The organism is Methylobacterium sp. FF17, from assembly GCF_025813715.1.
Taxonomy (GTDB): domain Bacteria; phylum Pseudomonadota; class Alphaproteobacteria; order Rhizobiales; family Beijerinckiaceae; genus Methylobacterium; species Methylobacterium flocculans.
This window is the reverse complement of record NZ_CP107532.1, coordinates 4303494-4320351: the sequence shown is the minus strand read 5'-3', so window position 1 is coordinate 4320351 and position 16858 is coordinate 4303494. Positions and strand designations below refer to the sequence as shown.

Genomic DNA, 16858 nt, shown 5'->3' with positions numbered 1-16858 from the left:
GGTCGGGCTTCGCTAGCCATCCCTACGGGGTCGCAGTTCCACGACGTTGGGTGCCTCGTTTCCGGCCGTCACCGGCGGACCGAGCACCGCGGCGACCTTGCGGGCGAGCTGCTCGCGCTTGAACGGCTTGCCGATGAGGTGCACTCCATCGTCGAGGCGGCCGTGATGGACGATGGAGTTCTCGGTGTAGCCCGACATGAAAATCACCCTCACCTCCGGACGGATGGCGGTGATGCTCTCGGCTAGTTCGCGTCCGCGCACCTGACCGGGCAGCACGACATCTGTCAGCAGCAGGTCGACCTGCGCCGCATGGAGCCCGAACATCCGCAGACCCTCCTCGCCGTCGGCTGCTTCCAGGACACGGTAGCCGAGGTCGGAGAGGATGGCGCAGGCGACCTCGCGCACGGCCGCCTCGTCCTCGACCACCAGCACCGTCGCCGAGCCGCGTGGCAGGTCGATGGGGTCGGACGAGCGCGTCGCGGCGATGGCCGCAGCCTTGAGGGCGCGCGGCAGGTAGATCTTCACCGTCGTGCCCTGTCCAGGCTCGGAGTAGATCTTCACGTGCCCGCCGGACTGCTTGACGAAGCCGAACACCATGGCCAAGCCGAGCCCGGTGCCCTTGCCATCGGGCTTGGTCGTGAAGAAGGGTTCGAATACCCTCGCCACCACGTCCGGCGTCATGCCATGGCCAGTATCCGAGACCGCCACCATGGCGTAATCGCCCGGCGTCACCTCGGCGTGATCGCGGGCATACGCCTCGTCCAGCACCTTGTTGCCGAGCTCGATGGTGAGGCGGCCGCCGCCCGGCATAGCGTCGCGGGCGTTCAGGGCGAGGTTGAGGACCGCGCTCTCCATCTGGGCCGGATCGGCCATGGCAGGCCAGAGCCCCGCAGTCTCGACGTAGCGCACGTCGATGTGCTCGCCCAGGGTACGACGCAGGAGCGGCACGAGATCCGGCATGGTGGCGGAAAGGTCGATGGCGGCGGGGGCCAGGGGCTGCTTCCGGGCAAAGGCGAGGAGCTGTCCGGTCAGGGTCGCCCCGCGCTGGGCCGCCCAGGCTGCGCGCTCGATCCTCTGCTGGAGCTTGGGGTCGTCGCTGAGCTTCGAGCGGACGATCTCCAGGTTCCCGAGGATGACCTGCAGCAGGTTGTTGAAGTCGTGCGCGATGCCGCCGGTCAACTGCCCGATGGCTTGCATCTTCTGGGCTTCCCGAAGCACGCCCTCGGCCTGGGCGCGCTTGGTCATGTCGGAGATGGTCAGCACGAAGCCGCCGTCCGGCATGGGCGTGCGGCGGATCTCAAGGTGGTGGCTGTCGGCGCACTCGCGCTCGTAGGTGACCGCCTCGCCGGCCTTACGGCTGCCGTGGCGGACCTGATCCTCACTCTCCAGGGCGGGACGGCCCGGCTCGGCCGTGTGCTCGACGAAGGTGCCGTAGGCGGTGCCCGGCCGGACCATGGCCTTGGGCAAGTCGAGCAGGACCTGGAAGCAGTGGTTCCAGTTCTTGAGCTTGCGGTCCGGGCCGAAGACGGCGACGCCCTGGCTAAGGCTGTCGAGGGTGGTGCGCAGGCGCAGGACGAGATCGCGCTGGGCGATCTCCGCCTTGTAGGAGCGCGACCAAGCCTGGTTCAGGAGCCGGGCTGCGGCCAGCAGGATCAGGACGGCGAGGATCGACCCGCCGACGACCATCCAGCGCACCCAGGCGGCGCGGGCATCGTTCTGGGCGAGGCGCTCGGCCAGCAGCGTCTCCTCGTCTTCGAGCATCCTTGTCAGGGACGTCTCGGCGTCCCTCATGTAGGACCGCCCGGCATCGGAGTTGACGATGCGCAGGGCGGTGTCCAGGCCGGAATCCCTGCGTGCCTGCACGGTCTGGGCGAGTTCCTCCAGCTTGTGCTGAATGACCGGAGCGAGTTCACGCAGGCGTTGCTGCTGGACCGGATTGTCGGCGGTGAGCTTCTGCATCTCGCCCTGGAGCACGCCGATGCGGTCGCGGGCGGCGTCGTAGGGCGCAAGGTACTCGTTCTTGCCTGTGAGGACGTAGCCGCGCTGCCCCGTCTCTGCGTCGCGCAGAGCGATGGCGAGGTCCTTGAGCGTGCCAAGCACGCGATAGCTGTGCTGCGACCACTGGCGTGCCTCGCGGGAGGCGTTGAGGCGCTCCCAGGTCACCGCGCCGACCAAGGCGAGGATCGTCAAGAGGACCGCGAGGAGGAGGACGTTCGCGCGCGCGACGAGGTGCTTGGTCATGACGTCCGTTCCAGCGCCCGCCGCAGGGGATGAGCCCTCGTGTCTCGGCACCTAGGTCGCGGCTGTCCGAACCCCGGATACCCCGTGCCCCTGAGCCTACACGGCAGGTATGCCACAACGCACGGCGATTGCGGCGGATTTCGATGGCGGTGCCAGTGCCTTGGCCATCGCGCGACGCCGGAAGCGCTTGCGACCGGCCCGGGGGTGCCTTTGGCAAGTCCCATCTATCGACATGGACCGCCTTAAGCGTTGCTTCCGGCGGGGATCAGCCGTCCATAGGAGGGGCGCGAAGCCGCCTCCGAAAATGGCCAGGGGGTAGATCCGGCTACCGTGGCGCTTGTCGGGCCCAGTCGACGAGGACTTGGCAACGGAAGCGTGGCTTTTGGCGTTGAGGGTGCCTGATCCCTGGAGCCCAAGATGACCCTCCTCACGATCCTGCATGCCGGCAACATCGCACTCGCGTCGGCCTTCTCCCTCGTGGCCGTGGTCACGGACTAGGACGCGAGCACCCGTGGCGGGCCGGTTAGTGACCGAGATGACCTTAGCCGCTGCACCGGCTGGCCTGCTCTGGACGATGTCCTTCGATGAGCAGGAATGCGGACGCCTCCTCTCGCCGGAGGATGCGTTACCGGACCTCGACGCCTTCGGGAGCGGCTTCCTCTGGCTGCACCTGGACCTTAAGGCCGCGGAGATGAGCTCCTTGATCGAGGGCGGGCACGTCGGCCCTCGTGCGCTTGTCGAGGCCGTCTTCCGCCCCGATGAGCACCAGCGCGTCACCGTCGAGGACGACCATGTCGGCGGGGTGGTGGCGGACCTTGCGAAGCCAGGGGCCAAGCCGGACGCCGCGGGCCGCCTGCACTTCGTCATGGGGCCGCGTACCCTGGTGAGCGGGCGCCGGGGATCGGTCGAGAGCCCCGACGCTGTCCGTGCGACCGCAGAGAAGGGCAGACCTATATCCTCGCCGGTGCTGCTCCTGGAGACCATGGTCGGCTACGTGGCAGCGGCCATGGCGGAGACCGGTCAACGGCTGGCCGACGAGATCGACGGCATCGAGGACCGGGTGCTCGACGGGCTCGTGCGCGACGACCGGCGCCGGCTGGGTCCGATCCGCAGGAGCGCGGTTCGGCTGCACCGTCAGCTCCTTGGCCTCAAGGCCGTGTTCCACAGGCTGGAAGACGACGACGCGGCCCAGCAGATGCACGGACCCGCTGTGGCCGTGGCGGCCCGTCTCGTCCAGAGGCTCGATGCCCTGGACCGGGACGTGAACGCCCTGGCCGAACGTGCCCGCCTGCTGCAGGACGAGGTCGGGGCCCGATTGGCCGAGGAGAGCAACCGCCAGCTCTACGTGCTCTCCATTCTCTCGGCGCTGTTCCTGCCGCCGACCTTCATCACCGGACTGTTCGGCATGAACGTGAAGGGCCTCCCCCTCGCAGACGACCCGCGTGGCTTTCTCGTCGTGATCGGCCTGTCCGTGCTCTCGGGGGCGGCGACCTACGCCATCATCCGCGCCCTCGGCATCCGGCCACCGAGGGCGTGAGGCAACGACGCCGTTGCAGGATCGGGATGGCGCCTCTTCGAAAAACCGGGATGCGGAGGCGCCCCACGCACCCCCCTGAGACCATTGCCCGAGAACGGATTGCCTTGAGTGGACGCTACCCTGCGAATGGATGACCTGGATGAAGCGGTCCGTGAGATCCTCACGTTGGCCAGAGCCTATCGACCCGGCGCCATCATCGAGGCCGAGCGGGTCGTAGATAGCTATCTGATGACCGTCCGAGGATACCGAGGCCGCGCCGCCGCCATCGAGAGCCTACGGACCGAGCTTTCCAGACCGGCACACCGTGCCCTCAACCGGGGCGGCCTGTTCGAGCAGATCGAGCGGCACCTCGGCAAACGCCATCGCGAGGCGGCCCGCGGCTTCCATTGACAGCGGCACCCTGCCGTTCCGAGCGGCACCCCCACCCCCTTCGACCCCATTGTCACGGGTTCACCGTCGCCGAGCGGCCAAGCCAACGATTCCAATGTTGCCGCATGGAGCCAGGATGCCGGGTTCGTGGTTCTGGCCTCCGAGGGACAGCCTCCACTCCAGTGGCGATGAAGACGGAGCTTGCAGCGTGGAACAGCGGACCAGCGAGGAGACAGGCACACGGCAGCCGGTCGGCGGCCGCTTTCCCTTCGCGCGGCATGCCACGGCGGCAGCGGATACGCTGAGGGAGACCCGCAAGGCCTGGCCGGGCCTCAGCGTCTACGAGCGCTTCGAGGAAGTCGTCGTGGTGGTTCTCACCGGGCTGATCGGCCTCGTCATCGTCGCGGCGATGGTCAACCTCTGTTTCCGCGTGGTCCTGCTTGTCATCTTCGGCCTGCTAGACCCGGCCGAACACAGCGTGTTCCAGGCCGTGTTCGGCATGATCTTCACGGTGCTGATCGCGCTGGAGTTCAACCACTCGATCCTGAGCGTCCTGCACCGTCAGGAAAGCATCATCCAGCTGCGCACGGTCATCCTGATCGCGCTGCTGGCGCTGGCCCGCAAATTCATCATCCTGGACGCCAGCAAGACGGAGCCGATGACCATCATCGGCCTGGCGGCCGCCGTCCTGGCCCTGGGTACCGTCCACTGGCTGGTGCGGGATCAGGACAGGAAGGATACGCAACTCGGCACCGATGGCGGGGCGCCCCCGCAGGTTTAGGAAGCCGGCCCCAAGTCGAGGGCCGGCTCGCCGCATCCTAGTCGTAGGGGACGAAGGCAGGTCCGTAGGCATAGCCGACCGGGCGTGGCCCGAACCGGCGAGGACCGTAGAAGCCCTCGCGCTCGACCACGACGTCGCGAACCACCGGCCGCGGCCGGTACACGACCGGGCGTTCCTCGATGACTTCCCGCACGATCCGACGCGGGCGCACCACGGGACGCTCGACCACGACCTCTCGCACGACCTCGCGCGGGGGTGCCACGATACGGCGCTCCACCACCGTGCGGCGGGTCACCACTGTCTCCGGCGCGTCATAGTCGTCGTAGCCATACCCGCCAGCCTTGGCTGAGGTGCTGCCGATCAGCCCTCCGGATACGAGCGCGGCCGCAAGAGCCGCCAGTGCGATCTGTCTCATGCTCACGTCTCCTTCTCACGCGTGGACCGCCACAACGAGCGGCTTGCCATGGGAACGCGGAAGGGCGGCACTTGGATGAGGCCACAATGGTCGCGGGGATGCCCGATGCCGGATCAACGTGCAGAGCGCTGAGATGTGCGCAGCGGGGCACGGATGGACACCCGCATGCCATCGGGATGGTAGGCGACATCGACCTGCGCCTCCGCCTGAAGCGTCAGCACCTTCCTGAGGATGCGCGAACCGAAACCATCCCGCGTGGGGACGGCGATGGGTGGCCCGCCATGCTCGTTCCAGGTCCAAGCCAGAACCTTGCCGTCCGGGCCTTCCACCAGTTCCCACGTCACCTCGATCCGTCCTTCCGGATGCCCCAGCGCCCCGTGCCGGAGGGCATTCGTCGTCATCTCATGCAGCGCCATCCCGAACGGCACCGCAAGCTCGGAAGGCAGGATGACGAGTGGTCCGGACAGCTTGAGGCGGCCACGCTCGTCGTAGGGCCCGAGCTCCGTCCTCAGCAGATCCTCGAAGGACACGGCCTGGTCGACATCCTCCGTGATCAGCGCATGGGTCTTTGCCAGCGAGGCGATCCGGCCGGAGAAGGCACGGCTGAACTCGGAAATCGTGGACGAGGAGCGAACGGTCGCGTTCAGCACGGCCTGGACCGTGGCCAGCGTGTTCTTCACCCGATGGTGAAGCTCGCGGACCATCAGCCCCTGACGGTCCTCGGCCGCACGGCGATGGGTGACGTCGCGTTGTGCAGAGATCCAGCGTGATATGCTGCCGTCCGTCGTGCGCACGGGCGTGATCAGCCACTCGACCATGTAGGTCGAGCCGTCCTTGCGATAGTTGAGGGCCTCGCCCTGGAACCCTTCGCCCGCTCGGAGGGCGGCGCGCATGCGTTCGATGACTGCACGCTCGGTCGCAGGACCCTGCAGCAACCGCGGTGTGCGGCCTACGACCTCTCGCATCGCGTACCCGGTCATGCGCGTGAAGGCCGGATTGACGTACTCGATGCGGGGACCAGGCTCGTCGAGATCCGCCGAGGTGATGAGGATGGCCTCGCCCGAAGCCTCGACCGCGGCGAAGAGCGCTCCGAGATCAGGGCGGGCCGGCTCGACGTCATTCAGTCCGTCCAAAGCGCATCACTCCGGAACCAAGAGCAGATTCGGGTACCGCGCCCAGGTCCCGCCTCCGAGCCACTGGGTAAACCCATGTTAGCCCCAGTGGTTTCCCCAATGGCCCAAGTGCCTGTGGGTGAGTCCGCATCAGCCCTTGGTGATGGGTGAGCCGTGAAGCCTTCGATGGAATGCCACTTCCTGTGGGCAAGTGTCGCCATCCTGGCCGGCGCTGGAACGACGGTCGGACGACGCCGTTCCAGAGTCCCGCGACGGTCAAAAGATGCTTTCGTGGGCACCTCTTCGCTGCGAGTGCCGAGTAACCATGCAATTCCCCCGAGACGACCGCGCCCACCCCAAGGCGGAGGAGTTCCGCACCTTCATCCGGGACGCGGGCTTCCCTTGCGTGGGCGCCAAGTCGGCGCTGTCCAAGGGGCAGATGCGGATCATGGTGGCCCGGGACATCACCTCGGCCTGGGACGACATGCGCATCTATCCCGGCCTCCTGGCCTTCGCGGCGCGCTACCGGCGGCAACCCGACCTTTTCCAGAGCTTCGCCGTCGTGTTCGAGGGACCTGGCACCCTCGACGAGGAAGGCTTCGAGCGTCACCTCTGGGAGCGGGTCCAGTCCCTGTCCGACAAGGATGCCTGGCTCGGACACCCCGTGGACGAACGTGTGGCCTCGGAGCCGGACAGCCCGCACTTCTCGTTAAGCTTCGCGGGCGAGGCGTTCTTCGTGGTCGGCCTGCACCCCCGGGCCAGCAGACCGGCCCGGCGCTTCTCCTCGCCGGCCCTGGTGTTCAACCTGCATGCCCAGTTCGAGGAGCTGCGGGAAGCGGGGCGCTACGAGAAGCTGCGCTCCTCCATCCTACAGCGGGACGAGGTGCTCGCCGGTTCGGCGAACCCGATGCTGGCGCGGCATGGCGAGGTGTCCGAGGCACGCCAGTACAGCGGACGCGCCGTCGACGAGGGCTGGCGCTGCCCCTTCAGACCGCGCACCGGGAACGGCGAGATCCCGAACGTCCGCTAGCGTCCGGAGTACGGCTCGCAGGATCTCGCAACGGATTGGCTCCTCACGCGTACCTCCTCGCCCCCCGCGTTGAGCGGAGGACTGAGGAGCATGCCGACATGAGACACAAGCCGCTGCACGAGCAGGTCATCGTCATCACCGGCGCGTCGAGCGGCATCGGGCTGGCGACCGCCCGCATGGCCGCGAAACGCGGTGCACGGGTCGTGCTCGCTGCCCGCAGCGGGGACGTGTTGGCCGAGGTCGCAGCCGAACTCGGTCCCAGGGCGGCTTACGTGGTCGCCGATGTCGGTCGGCGCGAGGATGTGCAGGCGATTGCCGATGAGGCGCGGGCAAGCTTCGGCGGCTTCGACACCTGGGTCAACGTCGCGGGCCTCACCGTCTACGGTCCCTTGAGCGAGATCGAGTACGCCGACCACGAGCGGCTGATCCAGACCAACCTCTGGGGCACGGTGAACGGTTCCCTCGTCGCGGTCGAGGAGTTGCGCAAGCACGGCGGCGCACTCATCAACGTCGGCAGCGTCGCCTCCGACCTCGCCTTCCCGTTCCAGGGCCTCTACGCCACCTCGAAGCACGCGGTGAAGGGGTTCACCGACACCCTGCGCATGGAGCTGATCGCCGAGGGGGCGCGGGTCTCCGTCACCTTGGTGAAGCCCACCTCCATCGACACGCCGCTACCGAACCGGGCGCGCAACTACATGGACTGCGAGCCGACGTTGCCCCCGCCGATCTACCCGCCCTCCGAGGTCGCCAACGCCATCCTGCACGCCGCCGTGCACCCGCAGCGGGACATCTTCGTGGGCGGCGGCGGCAAGATGTTCGTGATGGGCAAGGAGTTCGCGCCTGGCGCCTACGACGAGCTGGCGTCCGCCATTATCGCCCTTCAGAAGCGCTCTGAGGCTCCGCGGAACCCCACGGGTGCCCTGCATTCCCCCGTGCAGGCCGGCTCGGAACGCGGCGATCCGCCGATCTACGTCATGCGCACGAGCGCCTACACCCGCGCCACGCTCCATCCGCTGGCGACGACGGCGATTGCGGTCGGCCTGGCTGCCACTGCGGCCTTGGTCCTCGGGCGGCAGCGAGCCCAGCGCCAGCTCTGACAAGGAGCCCCGTAATCGCCGGTTCGCACCAACGCCCCGCCTCGCGCCGGCTGTATTGCTATTCGCACCACGTGGCGTATTGAGATTGCGACCTGAAGCCGAGGGCGGACGATGAAGCAGCCCCTCTCGGTAAGGATCGATTCCGATTTGCTGGCGGCAGCGCGGGACTGCGCCCGGCAGGACAATCGCACCCTCACCAACTTCATCGAGACGGCCCTGATCGCTCGCATTGCAGCGATGAGGGCGAACCGCGTCGAAAGCGCTTCCGGGCCTTCGAGCCAGGACCGCAAGGGAATGAACCGTGGCGACTGACACTACACCGTCTCCCGCCTTGCCGAAGGCGAGAACCGGCATCGCCGGCTTCGACGACGTCACTTTCGGCGGCTTGCCCGCGGGTCGTCCCTCGCTGGTTTGCGGGGCTGCCGGATGCGGCAAGACCTTGTTCGCGGTCACGGCCCTGGTGAACGGCGCCACCCTGTTCGGCGAGCCGGGCGTCTTCATGAGCTTCGAGGAGCGTGCCCAGGACCTTGCTGCGAACGTCGCCTCGCTCGGCTACGACCTCGATGCGCTGGTGGCCGAGGGCAAGCTCGCCATCGACCATGTCCGGGTCGAGCGCAGTGAGATCGAGGAGACCGGCGAGTATGACCTCGAAGGCCTGTTCATCCGCCTCGGCTACGCGGTCGACACCATCGGCGCCAAGCGCGTGGTGCTCGACACCATCGAGACCCTGTTCGCCGGCCTGACCGATGACACGATCCTGCGCGCCGAGTTGCGACGGCTCTTCGGCTGGCTCCGCGACCGCGGGCTCACCGCCATCATCACGGGCGAGCGCGGCGAGGGGCAACTCACCCGCCAGGGCCTGGAGGAGTACGTCTCCGATTGCGTGATCCTGCTCGACAACCGGGTCGAGGACCAGATCACCACCCGTCGCCTGCGGGTGGTGAAATACCGTGGCTCGGCCCACGGCACCAACGAGTACCCGTTCCTGATCGACGACCAGGGCATCAGCGTCCTGCCCGTAACCTCGGCCGAACTCGGTTACGGCGTCTCCGACGAGATCATGTCCACGGGCATCGCCGGGCTCGATGCCATGCTGGGTCCCGGCGGGTTCTACCGTGGCTCCAGCATCCTGGTCTCCGGAATGGCGGGCACGGGCAAGACCAGCATCGCCGCGTCGCTCGTGAACGCCGCCTGCGAGCGCGGCGAGCGTTGCATGTCCTTCGTGTTCGAGGAAAGCGGCGAGCAGATCTGCCGGAACGCGCGTTCCATCGGGATCGACCTCAAGCGCCATGTCCAGAGCGGCCTCCTGCGGTTCGAGGCGGCGCGTCCGAGCCTGTTCGGCCTGGAGACGCACCTAGCGCGCATGCACCGCGACATCGAGCGGTTCAAACCCTCCGTCGTCGTGCTCGACCCGATCTCGGCCCTGCGCGGTCCGAGCTCCGAGGTCCAGGCCACGCTGCTGCGCATGGTCGACCTGCTCAAGGGCCGCGGGATCACGGGCGTTTTCACCAGCCTGCGGACCGATGGCACCTTCGAGGAGGCCGACGACCTCGGCCTGTCTTCCCTGATGGACGGATGGGTGAAGCTCGTCAGCGTCGAGGCCAACGGCGAGCGCTCCCGGACCCTCTACGTCATCAAGGCACGCGGGATGAGCCACTCCAACCAGGTGCGCGAGTTCCAGATGTCGTCATCCGGCATCACCCTCGTCGACGCCTATGTCGGTCCGGCCGGCGTCCTCACCGGCACAGCCCGTATCGTGCAGGAAGCCGAGGAGAAGGCCGTCGCGCTCCGGCGCCGGCAAGAGAGCGAGCGCCGCAGGCGCGACGTGCTCCGCCGAAGGCACGCCATCGAGCGCCAGATCGCCGAGTTGCGCGCCAGCCTGGAGGTGGCCGAGGAGGAGGAGGCGGTTCTTCTCACCGAGGACGAGGCCCGGGAGACGGCCATGTCGAACGAGCGGCTTGCGGTCTCCGCCCGTAGGAGTGCGGCGGAATGAGCGACCTCAACCCATCGGAGGTGGCCGACGAGAACGGCCACTACCACCTGCGCCTCTACGTGGCCGGCCAGACGGTCAAGTCCATGGCCGCCTTGGCCAACCTCAAGCGGGTCTGCGAGGAGCATCTCGCCGGGCGCTACGACATCGAGGTGATCGACCTCGTGAAGAATCCGCAACTCGCCGCCGGCGACCAGATCCTCGCGATACCCACCCTGGTCCGTCGACTGCCCGAGCCGCTTAAGCGCATGGTGGGCGATCTCTCTAACACCGAGAAGGTTCTGGTCGGGCTCGACATCCGCCCGAAAGTTGTCATTTCTTGAAGAATGATCCCACTGGCGAAGCACCTCGGGACCGTTACCTGCTGCGCCTGTTCATCGCGGGTACGACGCCCCGGTCGCGGCGAACCATCGAGAACCTGCGCCGCATCTGCGACAACCACCTTGCGGACCGCTTCGACCTGGAAGTGGTCGACATCTACCAGCAGCCTGACCTCGCGGAGATAAACCAGGTCGTGGCGGCTCCCACCCTCCTGAAGCTGCTGCCCCCGCCCCTGCGGCGCATCATCGGCGACCTGTCAGACGAGGGCCGCGTCCTGCGCGGCCTCGATCTCCCGCCCTCCAATCCGCGGAACGGCGATGGACGCTGAGGCCACGGACATCGACTTCGTTCAGCGCCATCGGGCGGATCAGGCCAGGATCCGTGAGCTTGAGGCACGCCTTGAGGAGAGCGAGGAGACCCTGGAGGCGATCCGCCGAGGCGACTTTGATGCGGTGGTCGTGCAGGGTGAGAACGGCGAGCGACAGGTCTACACCCTTGAGAGCGCCGACCGTCCCTATCGCGTGCTCATCGAGCAGATCCAGGAAGGCGCCCTGACGCTGAGCGCGGAAGGGACTGTCCTCTACTGCAATCGTCGCCTGGCCGAGATGCTCCACGTCCGTCAGGAGCGGCTGATCGGCCAATCCCTGCAGGCATTCATCCCAGCCGACGAGGAGCCCATCCTCTCCCGTCTTCTGGAGGAGGCGCGGCTCGGTGTGGCACGTGGCGAACTCGCCCTTTTTGTCGAAGGCCGAGGCCGGATGCCCGTCTACCTGTCGCTCAGCCTGCTCGCACGGGACGAGGCTACCCCCCTCCTGTGCGGCGTGCTCACCGACCTGACCGAACAGAAATCCCATCTTCGCGAACTGGCCGGAGCCAACCTCCGGCTGGAGGCGGAAAGCCTGGAGCGCGAGAGGATCGAGGATGTCCTGCGCCAGGCGCAGAAGATGGAAGCGGTCGGCCAGTTGACCGGGGGCATCGCGCACGACTTCAACAACCTCCTGACGGTGATCAAGTCGTCGACGGACCTCCTGCGGCGCCCTGACCTGCCTGACGAGCGCCGCCGCCGTTACATCGACGCCATCTCGGACACCGTGGACCGGGCCTCCAAGCTGACCGGCCAGTTGCTTTCCTTCGCCCGCCGGCAGGCGCTCACGCCAGTTGTCTTCGACGTCACCGAGCGGGTCCACGCCATCACGGACATGCTCGGCACCATCGTGGGCGCCCGTATCCGGATCGAGCGGATCGTACCCGAGGCGCCCTGCCACATCGAGGCGGACACGAGCCAGTTCGAGACCGCCCTGGTGAACCTGGCCGTGAACGCACGGGACGCCATGGACGGCGAAGGGCGGCTCACGCTTCGCGTGCATTGCGGGACCGTGCTGCCGGCCATCCGGGGACATGCCGCGCCGGGCGGGTCGTTCGTGTCCGTGACGGTCACCGATACCGGATGCGGTATCCCCCCGGATCGGATCGGGCGTATCTTCGAGCCCTTCTACACCACGAAGGAGGTGGGCAAGGGTACGGGCCTCGGCCTGTCTCAGGTGTTCGGCTTCGCGAAGCAGTCCGGCGGCAACGTCGAGGTGGAGAGCACCGTCGGTCAGGGTACCTCCCTGACCCTCTATCTGCCACAGGTCACCTGCGATGCGGAGGAGCGGCACGAGGTGCCTAATACGGTCGCGTCATCAGAGACGACGCGAGGAGGCGGGCGCCGGGTCCTGGTGGTCGAGGACAACGTCGAGGTGGGGACGTTCTCGACACAGATCCTGCGAGAGCTCGGCTACGAGACGACCTGGGCCTCCAACGCGGACGAGGCCTTGCGCCGCCTTGCCGAGACGTCGAACCAATTTGACATCGTCTTCTCGGACGTTGTGATGCCGGGAATGAACGGGGTCGACCTTGGACGTGCGATCCGAAGCCTCTATCCAGACCTGCCCATCCTGCTCACCAGCGGCTACAGCCATGCGTTGGCGGAGGACGGACGCCATGGCTTCGAGTTGTTGCGCAAGCCCTATTCCGTCGAGGACCTTTCGCGAGCGCTCCGGCTCTTGATGAGGTGCGAACCGGCCGAGGCGTGCGCCTCCTGACGAGGCACCGAACCCGGATGGACGTGTCCCGGGCTCAAGCGCTGCGGGACGACTGTCGGAAGCCCCCTTGAAAGCTCGCCGATGAACCCCGCTGCGATGCGCGAGAACTCCGGTGTCCGCAGGTAGCCGTAGGACTTGTGGTGGTTGGGCTCGCCCGTGGGGCGCCGGTAGTCGTTTACCACCCGGTGGTCGACGACCTCGACCCCGGTGTCACTCGGCACGAAGTCGCCGGCCAGGGCGCCCGTGACCGCCACGATGTCGTTGCCGTCGGCCAGGTTGGTCCAGTACCTGACGTTGTTTGGCACCCGGACGACGCCACACTCGGCCTCGATCTTGAGCTTCACCTTCGCCAGCCCGAGCGGGGAGCCCGCCGTGACCAGATGCTCGACCTTCAGGCCGGGTGTATCGCGCTCAAGGATACGCAGCACGTCGTAGGCGATGACTGAACCCATCGAGTGCGCCACGAGCAGGATGCGGTGGTCGCTGAACTCCTTCAGCCGCTCGATCAAGCGAGACCTGGGTGGTGTCTCAGTTTGAAATTTGACGGCGAACGGTCGCGCCTCGCGTTCCCGTTCCGGTCCCTCGCGCGAACCCTCCTGCTGGCGTATGCTTGGCGCCAAGCAGGAGGACGGGTATGGCTGCGCGGCATCGATTGAATGGTCAGGCTTACACCTGCAAGAATTATCGATTTTGGACGGATACAACGAAAGGAGTTGCGCACGGGCCAGGGCAGGTCGACGGAAGCGTATTTGCAAGCCCACTGATAAATAGTGGTGCGTACACTTTGTGGCTCGAACATGTCGTCGATAATTCTGAGGGATTTAACGACCCGTTGTGGCTCATGTGGTACGACGATCAAGGCGATCCTACGATACCTCTGAGCGGAGTATTTGACAAAGAACAGCTAAAGGACGTCGTCGCACGTCTGTCCGCATTCATTGAGATTAAGTGATGCCCACCGGACCTAAAGGCCAGCGCCGCCCCGCCGACGCCGTTGGGAACGCCGTAAAGGTGATGCGGATCGCTACTGAGGAAGAGCCGGAGGATTACGGCTCCGCCCCTGAGAAGAACGAAGCCGCCGCTGAGATGGGTCGGAAGGGTGCTGCGGCTCGGGCGGCGAACATGACGCCGGAGCGTCGGGCCGAGATTGCCCGTGGTGCTGCCAAAAAGCGATGGGATCAGCACGACTAAGCCGCACTGGAATATTTCTCGGAATATTTTTCTTGGTTTTTGTCGTGGCCGAGCGTAGGCTTCGTGGATGGCCTTCATCTGCGGAGCACGACCTTGGAAACCGACATAGAAACGATCATGGGTGCCCTGACGCCCTACCTCCCCCTGTTCGATGGCATCCTCCGCCACGGGCACACTACCTACGAGACGTATCCGGCAAACATCGTTGTCGATCACGACGCGAGTGCTCAGGCGCATTGCACGAACCGCCACGTTCTCGCCGAGGCGCATCGGCTGCTGGACGATTTGCCGGGCGTCAATCACAGGGAGGTCCGTGGGCAGAACCTCTGGCAGATCGATCCGGTCAACGTGATCGTGCGGTTCAAGAAAACAGACGAGGACGGCGTATCCTCGAATTACCAAACACGCCAAGCGCGGGCGTTTGATCGCGGCGCTCAGATCCCCGGCATACCGGCTGAGCCCACGAGGCTGACGGCCGGGTATCTGCTCGACGCTACCGGCATGGGCTACATGCGGTCGCAGATCTCCCTACCGACGAAACGCGGCGTTATCTGGTGCGCTGCCATCATACCAGAAGCGAACCGGGAAGCAGGCGAAACCGCATGGCACGAAGTGCAGCGGCAGCGTCGGCTCTTTTAAAAATGAAGCAAGTCGAACAGTTCAACCGTTACATGATGATGCTTGCGCGAGACTCGCGCGGGCTGACACAGTCGGCGCTTGCCGATCAAATGAATGTTGCGCAAGGCACCATCTCTAAAGCCGAAGCCGGCATGAGCGAGCCGCCTAGCGAGTTCGTCAGCGAACTTGCTAGCGTGCTCAAGTACACGCCCGAGTTTTTCTATGAAACGGGTCGCCCGTATGGCATGCCACCGTTCCATTATAGGCGCAGGAAAAAGCTCGGTCAAAAGCCGCTGGACCGGATGATCGCGGAGATGAATATCCGACGCATTCACTTGCGTATACTGCTCCGCTCGTACGATGCACGGGCGAACGGATTTATTCCTGAGATAGATAGGAATGAGTATCAGGGCTTTGTCGCCCGCCCTTTTAGTGTTGAGGACGCTGCCCGGCATCTGCGTGAACAATGGATGCTGCCGGACGGACCGATTGATAACGTGACCGATCTACTTGAGGAGAATGGCGGCGTCGTTATTCCGTGTAATTTCGATAATGATCTTATTGATGCTGTGAGTCAGCGGATAGACGGAACGCCGGTTTTATTTTTCGTTAACATGAACGCGCCCGCAGATCGCATTAGACATACGCTCTGCCACGAACTAGGTCACATGGTGCTACATACGACAACCTTGCTCGAAGATGAAGTTATGGAAGATGAAGCAGATCTATTTGCGGGATCTTTTTTGCTTCCAGCAAAGAATATCAGGGCTCAACTATCAAAATTTGATATTAGGCAGATAGCCAATCTAAAGAGGCATTGGAAGGTCTCGATGTCCTCAATAGCTATGAGGGCAGATCGGCTGAATATGATAACACCATATCAAAAGAAATCATTCTTTATTGAGATGAGCAAGCTTGGGTATCGGAAGTCTGAACCATACGAACCGAAGAAAGAGTACCCAAAAAAGCTTTCCCGCTTGATCGATTATCATACAAACGTCCTTGGCTACTCAAACGTCGAGCTTGCCAAGGCGCTGTTTATATCAGCGTCCGAATTTGATCGTATGTACGGGAGCGATATGCTCGGGCCGAAGGAGGAGCGGGGCCAGAAACGACCGACCCTCCGGCTTGTTCAATGATCTTTGTGCTTGACGCCAAGCATAAAAGTTCAGATAAGAGAGGCATGAATAAGCTGCCTCTCGCAAAGCGCGTCCAAATCCTGAGCATGCTCTGCGAGGGCTCCTCCATGCGGTCGATTAGCCGTGTGGTGGACGTGTCGATCAACACCGTCTCCAAGCTGCTTGAGGACGCCGGGAAAGCCTGCGCCGCGCATCACGATGAGACGGTGCGTGGCGTCGCCGCCAAACGCGTCCAGTGCGACGAGATCTGGTCCTACTGCTACGCCAAGGCAAAGAATGTCGCCGCCGCTAAGGCCGCTCCTGAAGGCGCCGGAGACGTATGGACGTGGACGGCTCTGGATGCCGACTCCAAGCTCATCGTGTCCTATCTCGTGGGCGGACGTGATGCCGAATACGCCGACGCCTTCATGGGCGATCTGGCGGGCCGTCTGGCCAACCGGGTTCAGCTCACCACAGACGGGCACAAGGCGTACCTTGAGGCTGTCGAGGGCGCGTTCGGTGCTGACGTGGACTACGCCATGCTGGTGAAGCTCTACGGCCCCGCGCCGGGCGGCTCTACGGGCCGCTACAGCCCTGCCGAGTGCACCGGCATCAAGAAGACGACCATCGAGGGATCGCCCGACGAGGCGCACGTCTCCACGTCCTATGTTGAGCGTCAGAACCTCACGATGCGGATGCAGATGAAGCGCTTCACCCGTCTCTCAAACGCTTTCTCTAAAAAGTTCGAGAACCACGCTCATATGGTCGCGCTCTATACGGTCTGGTACAATTTCGTGAAGATGCACAAGAAGCACCGGATGAGCCCGGCTATGGCCGCTGGCGTGTCGGATCGTCTTTGGAGCATGGAAGACGTGGCGGCACTGGTAGAGGCCGCTGCACCTGTTGCCGGCAAGCGCGGCCCGTACAAAAAACAATCCAAGGTCGAAGTTTAGG

At 65.1% G+C, this 16858-nt stretch carries 17 protein-coding genes; 13 read left to right on the top strand and 4 right to left on the bottom strand.

The window, feature by feature from the left end; genetic code table 11:
* Positions 1 to 12: 12 nt before the first annotated feature.
* Positions 13 to 2241 carry a CHASE3 domain-containing protein gene (locus OF380_RS20675; protein WP_147018738.1) on the bottom strand — a complete coding sequence of 743 codons (2229 nt, stop codon included), beginning with the start codon at positions 2239 to 2241 and terminating at the stop codon, positions 13 to 15.
* 535 nt (positions 2242 to 2776) lie between these two features.
* Between OF380_RS20675 and OF380_RS20670 the strand changes: the two genes are divergently transcribed.
* From OF380_RS20670 to OF380_RS20660, 3 genes are all read left to right on the top strand, one after another.
* Complete coding sequence (locus OF380_RS20670; RefSeq protein WP_246687721.1) at positions 2777 to 3778, top strand: transporter; 1002 nt, start codon at positions 2777 to 2779, stop codon at positions 3776 to 3778.
* A 126-nt stretch (positions 3779 to 3904) separates the two neighbouring features.
* A complete protein-coding gene (locus OF380_RS20665; RefSeq protein ID WP_264047142.1) occupies positions 3905 to 4168 on the top strand; it encodes a hypothetical protein in 264 nt (87 codons plus the stop codon).
* Between the two features lie 187 nt (positions 4169 to 4355).
* Positions 4356 to 4928, top strand: a complete 573-nt coding sequence (locus tag OF380_RS20660; RefSeq protein WP_147018848.1) for a phosphate-starvation-inducible PsiE family protein — start codon at positions 4356 to 4358, stop codon at positions 4926 to 4928.
* 37 nt (positions 4929 to 4965) lie between these two features.
* Here the strand turns inward: OF380_RS20660 and OF380_RS20655 are convergent, their stop codons facing one another.
* The gene (locus OF380_RS20655) at positions 4966 to 5343 is read right to left on the bottom strand and encodes a hypothetical protein (protein ID WP_147018740.1); all 378 of its coding nucleotides are present in this window, start codon (positions 5341 to 5343) and stop codon (positions 4966 to 4968) included.
* Positions 5344 to 5456: 113 nt separating this feature from the next.
* Positions 5457 to 6476, bottom strand: coding sequence for an HWE histidine kinase domain-containing protein (locus OF380_RS20650; protein WP_246687722.1), 1020 nt, complete (start codon positions 6474 to 6476; stop codon positions 5457 to 5459).
* A gap of 304 nt (positions 6477 to 6780) precedes the next feature.
* Here OF380_RS20650 and gntA point away from each other — a divergent pair, with 304 nt between their 5' ends.
* The 7 genes from gntA to OF380_RS20615 all read left to right on the top strand — a co-directional run bounded on the left by gntA (position 6781) and on the right by OF380_RS20615 (position 12977).
* A complete protein-coding gene (gene gntA / locus OF380_RS20645; RefSeq protein ID WP_147018741.1) occupies positions 6781 to 7485 on the top strand; it encodes a guanitoxin biosynthesis heme-dependent pre-guanitoxin N-hydroxylase GntA in 705 nt (234 codons plus the stop codon).
* A 98-nt stretch (positions 7486 to 7583) separates the two neighbouring features.
* The gene (locus OF380_RS20640) at positions 7584 to 8582 is read left to right on the top strand and encodes an SDR family oxidoreductase (protein ID WP_147018742.1); all 999 of its coding nucleotides are present in this window, start codon (positions 7584 to 7586) and stop codon (positions 8580 to 8582) included.
* A gap of 111 nt (positions 8583 to 8693) precedes the next feature.
* Positions 8694 to 8894 (top strand): hypothetical protein, encoded by a 201-nt coding sequence (locus tag OF380_RS20635; protein WP_147018743.1) that lies wholly within the window; start codon positions 8694 to 8696, stop codon positions 8892 to 8894.
* Positions 8884 to 10575 carry a circadian clock protein KaiC gene (kaiC, locus tag OF380_RS20630; RefSeq protein WP_147018744.1) on the top strand — a complete coding sequence of 564 codons (1692 nt, stop codon included), beginning with the start codon at positions 8884 to 8886 and terminating at the stop codon, positions 10573 to 10575. Before OF380_RS20635 ends, kaiC begins: the two co-directional genes overlap by 11 nt.
* Positions 10572 to 10895, top strand: a complete 324-nt coding sequence (locus tag OF380_RS20625) for a circadian clock KaiB family protein (protein WP_147018745.1) — start codon at positions 10572 to 10574, stop codon at positions 10893 to 10895. The genes kaiC and OF380_RS20625 overlap by 4 nt, the downstream gene beginning before the upstream one ends.
* A complete protein-coding gene (locus tag OF380_RS20620) occupies positions 10892 to 11221 on the top strand; it encodes a circadian clock KaiB family protein (protein WP_147018746.1) in 330 nt (109 codons plus the stop codon). Before OF380_RS20625 ends, OF380_RS20620 begins: the two co-directional genes overlap by 4 nt.
* Complete coding sequence (locus OF380_RS20615; protein ID WP_147018747.1) at positions 11211 to 12977, top strand: ATP-binding protein; 1767 nt, start codon at positions 11211 to 11213, stop codon at positions 12975 to 12977. The genes OF380_RS20620 and OF380_RS20615 overlap by 11 nt, the downstream gene beginning before the upstream one ends.
* On the opposite strand, the gene OF380_RS20610 is transcribed toward OF380_RS20615, so the two are convergent.
* Positions 12902 to 13486 (bottom strand): hypothetical protein, encoded by a 585-nt coding sequence (locus OF380_RS20610; protein WP_246687723.1) that lies wholly within the window; start codon positions 13484 to 13486, stop codon positions 12902 to 12904. The genes OF380_RS20615 and OF380_RS20610 overlap by 76 nt on opposite strands.
* Before the next feature lie 775 nt (positions 13487 to 14261).
* Here OF380_RS20610 and OF380_RS20605 point away from each other — a divergent pair.
* From OF380_RS20605 to OF380_RS20595, 3 genes are read left to right on the top strand one after another with little or no spacing between them, the layout of a single operon-like run.
* Positions 14262 to 14807: a hypothetical protein gene (locus tag OF380_RS20605; protein WP_147018749.1), complete on the top strand. Its 546-nt coding sequence runs from the start codon at positions 14262 to 14264 to the stop codon at positions 14805 to 14807.
* Positions 14771 to 15925: an XRE family transcriptional regulator gene (locus OF380_RS20600; protein WP_147018750.1), complete on the top strand. Its 1155-nt coding sequence runs from the start codon at positions 14771 to 14773 to the stop codon at positions 15923 to 15925. The genes OF380_RS20605 and OF380_RS20600 overlap by 37 nt, the downstream gene beginning before the upstream one ends.
* A 44-nt stretch (positions 15926 to 15969) precedes the next feature.
* The gene (locus OF380_RS20595; RefSeq protein WP_147018751.1) at positions 15970 to 16857 is read left to right on the top strand and encodes a DDE-type integrase/transposase/recombinase; all 888 of its coding nucleotides are present in this window, start codon (positions 15970 to 15972) and stop codon (positions 16855 to 16857) included.
* Position 16858 lies beyond the last annotated feature (1 nt).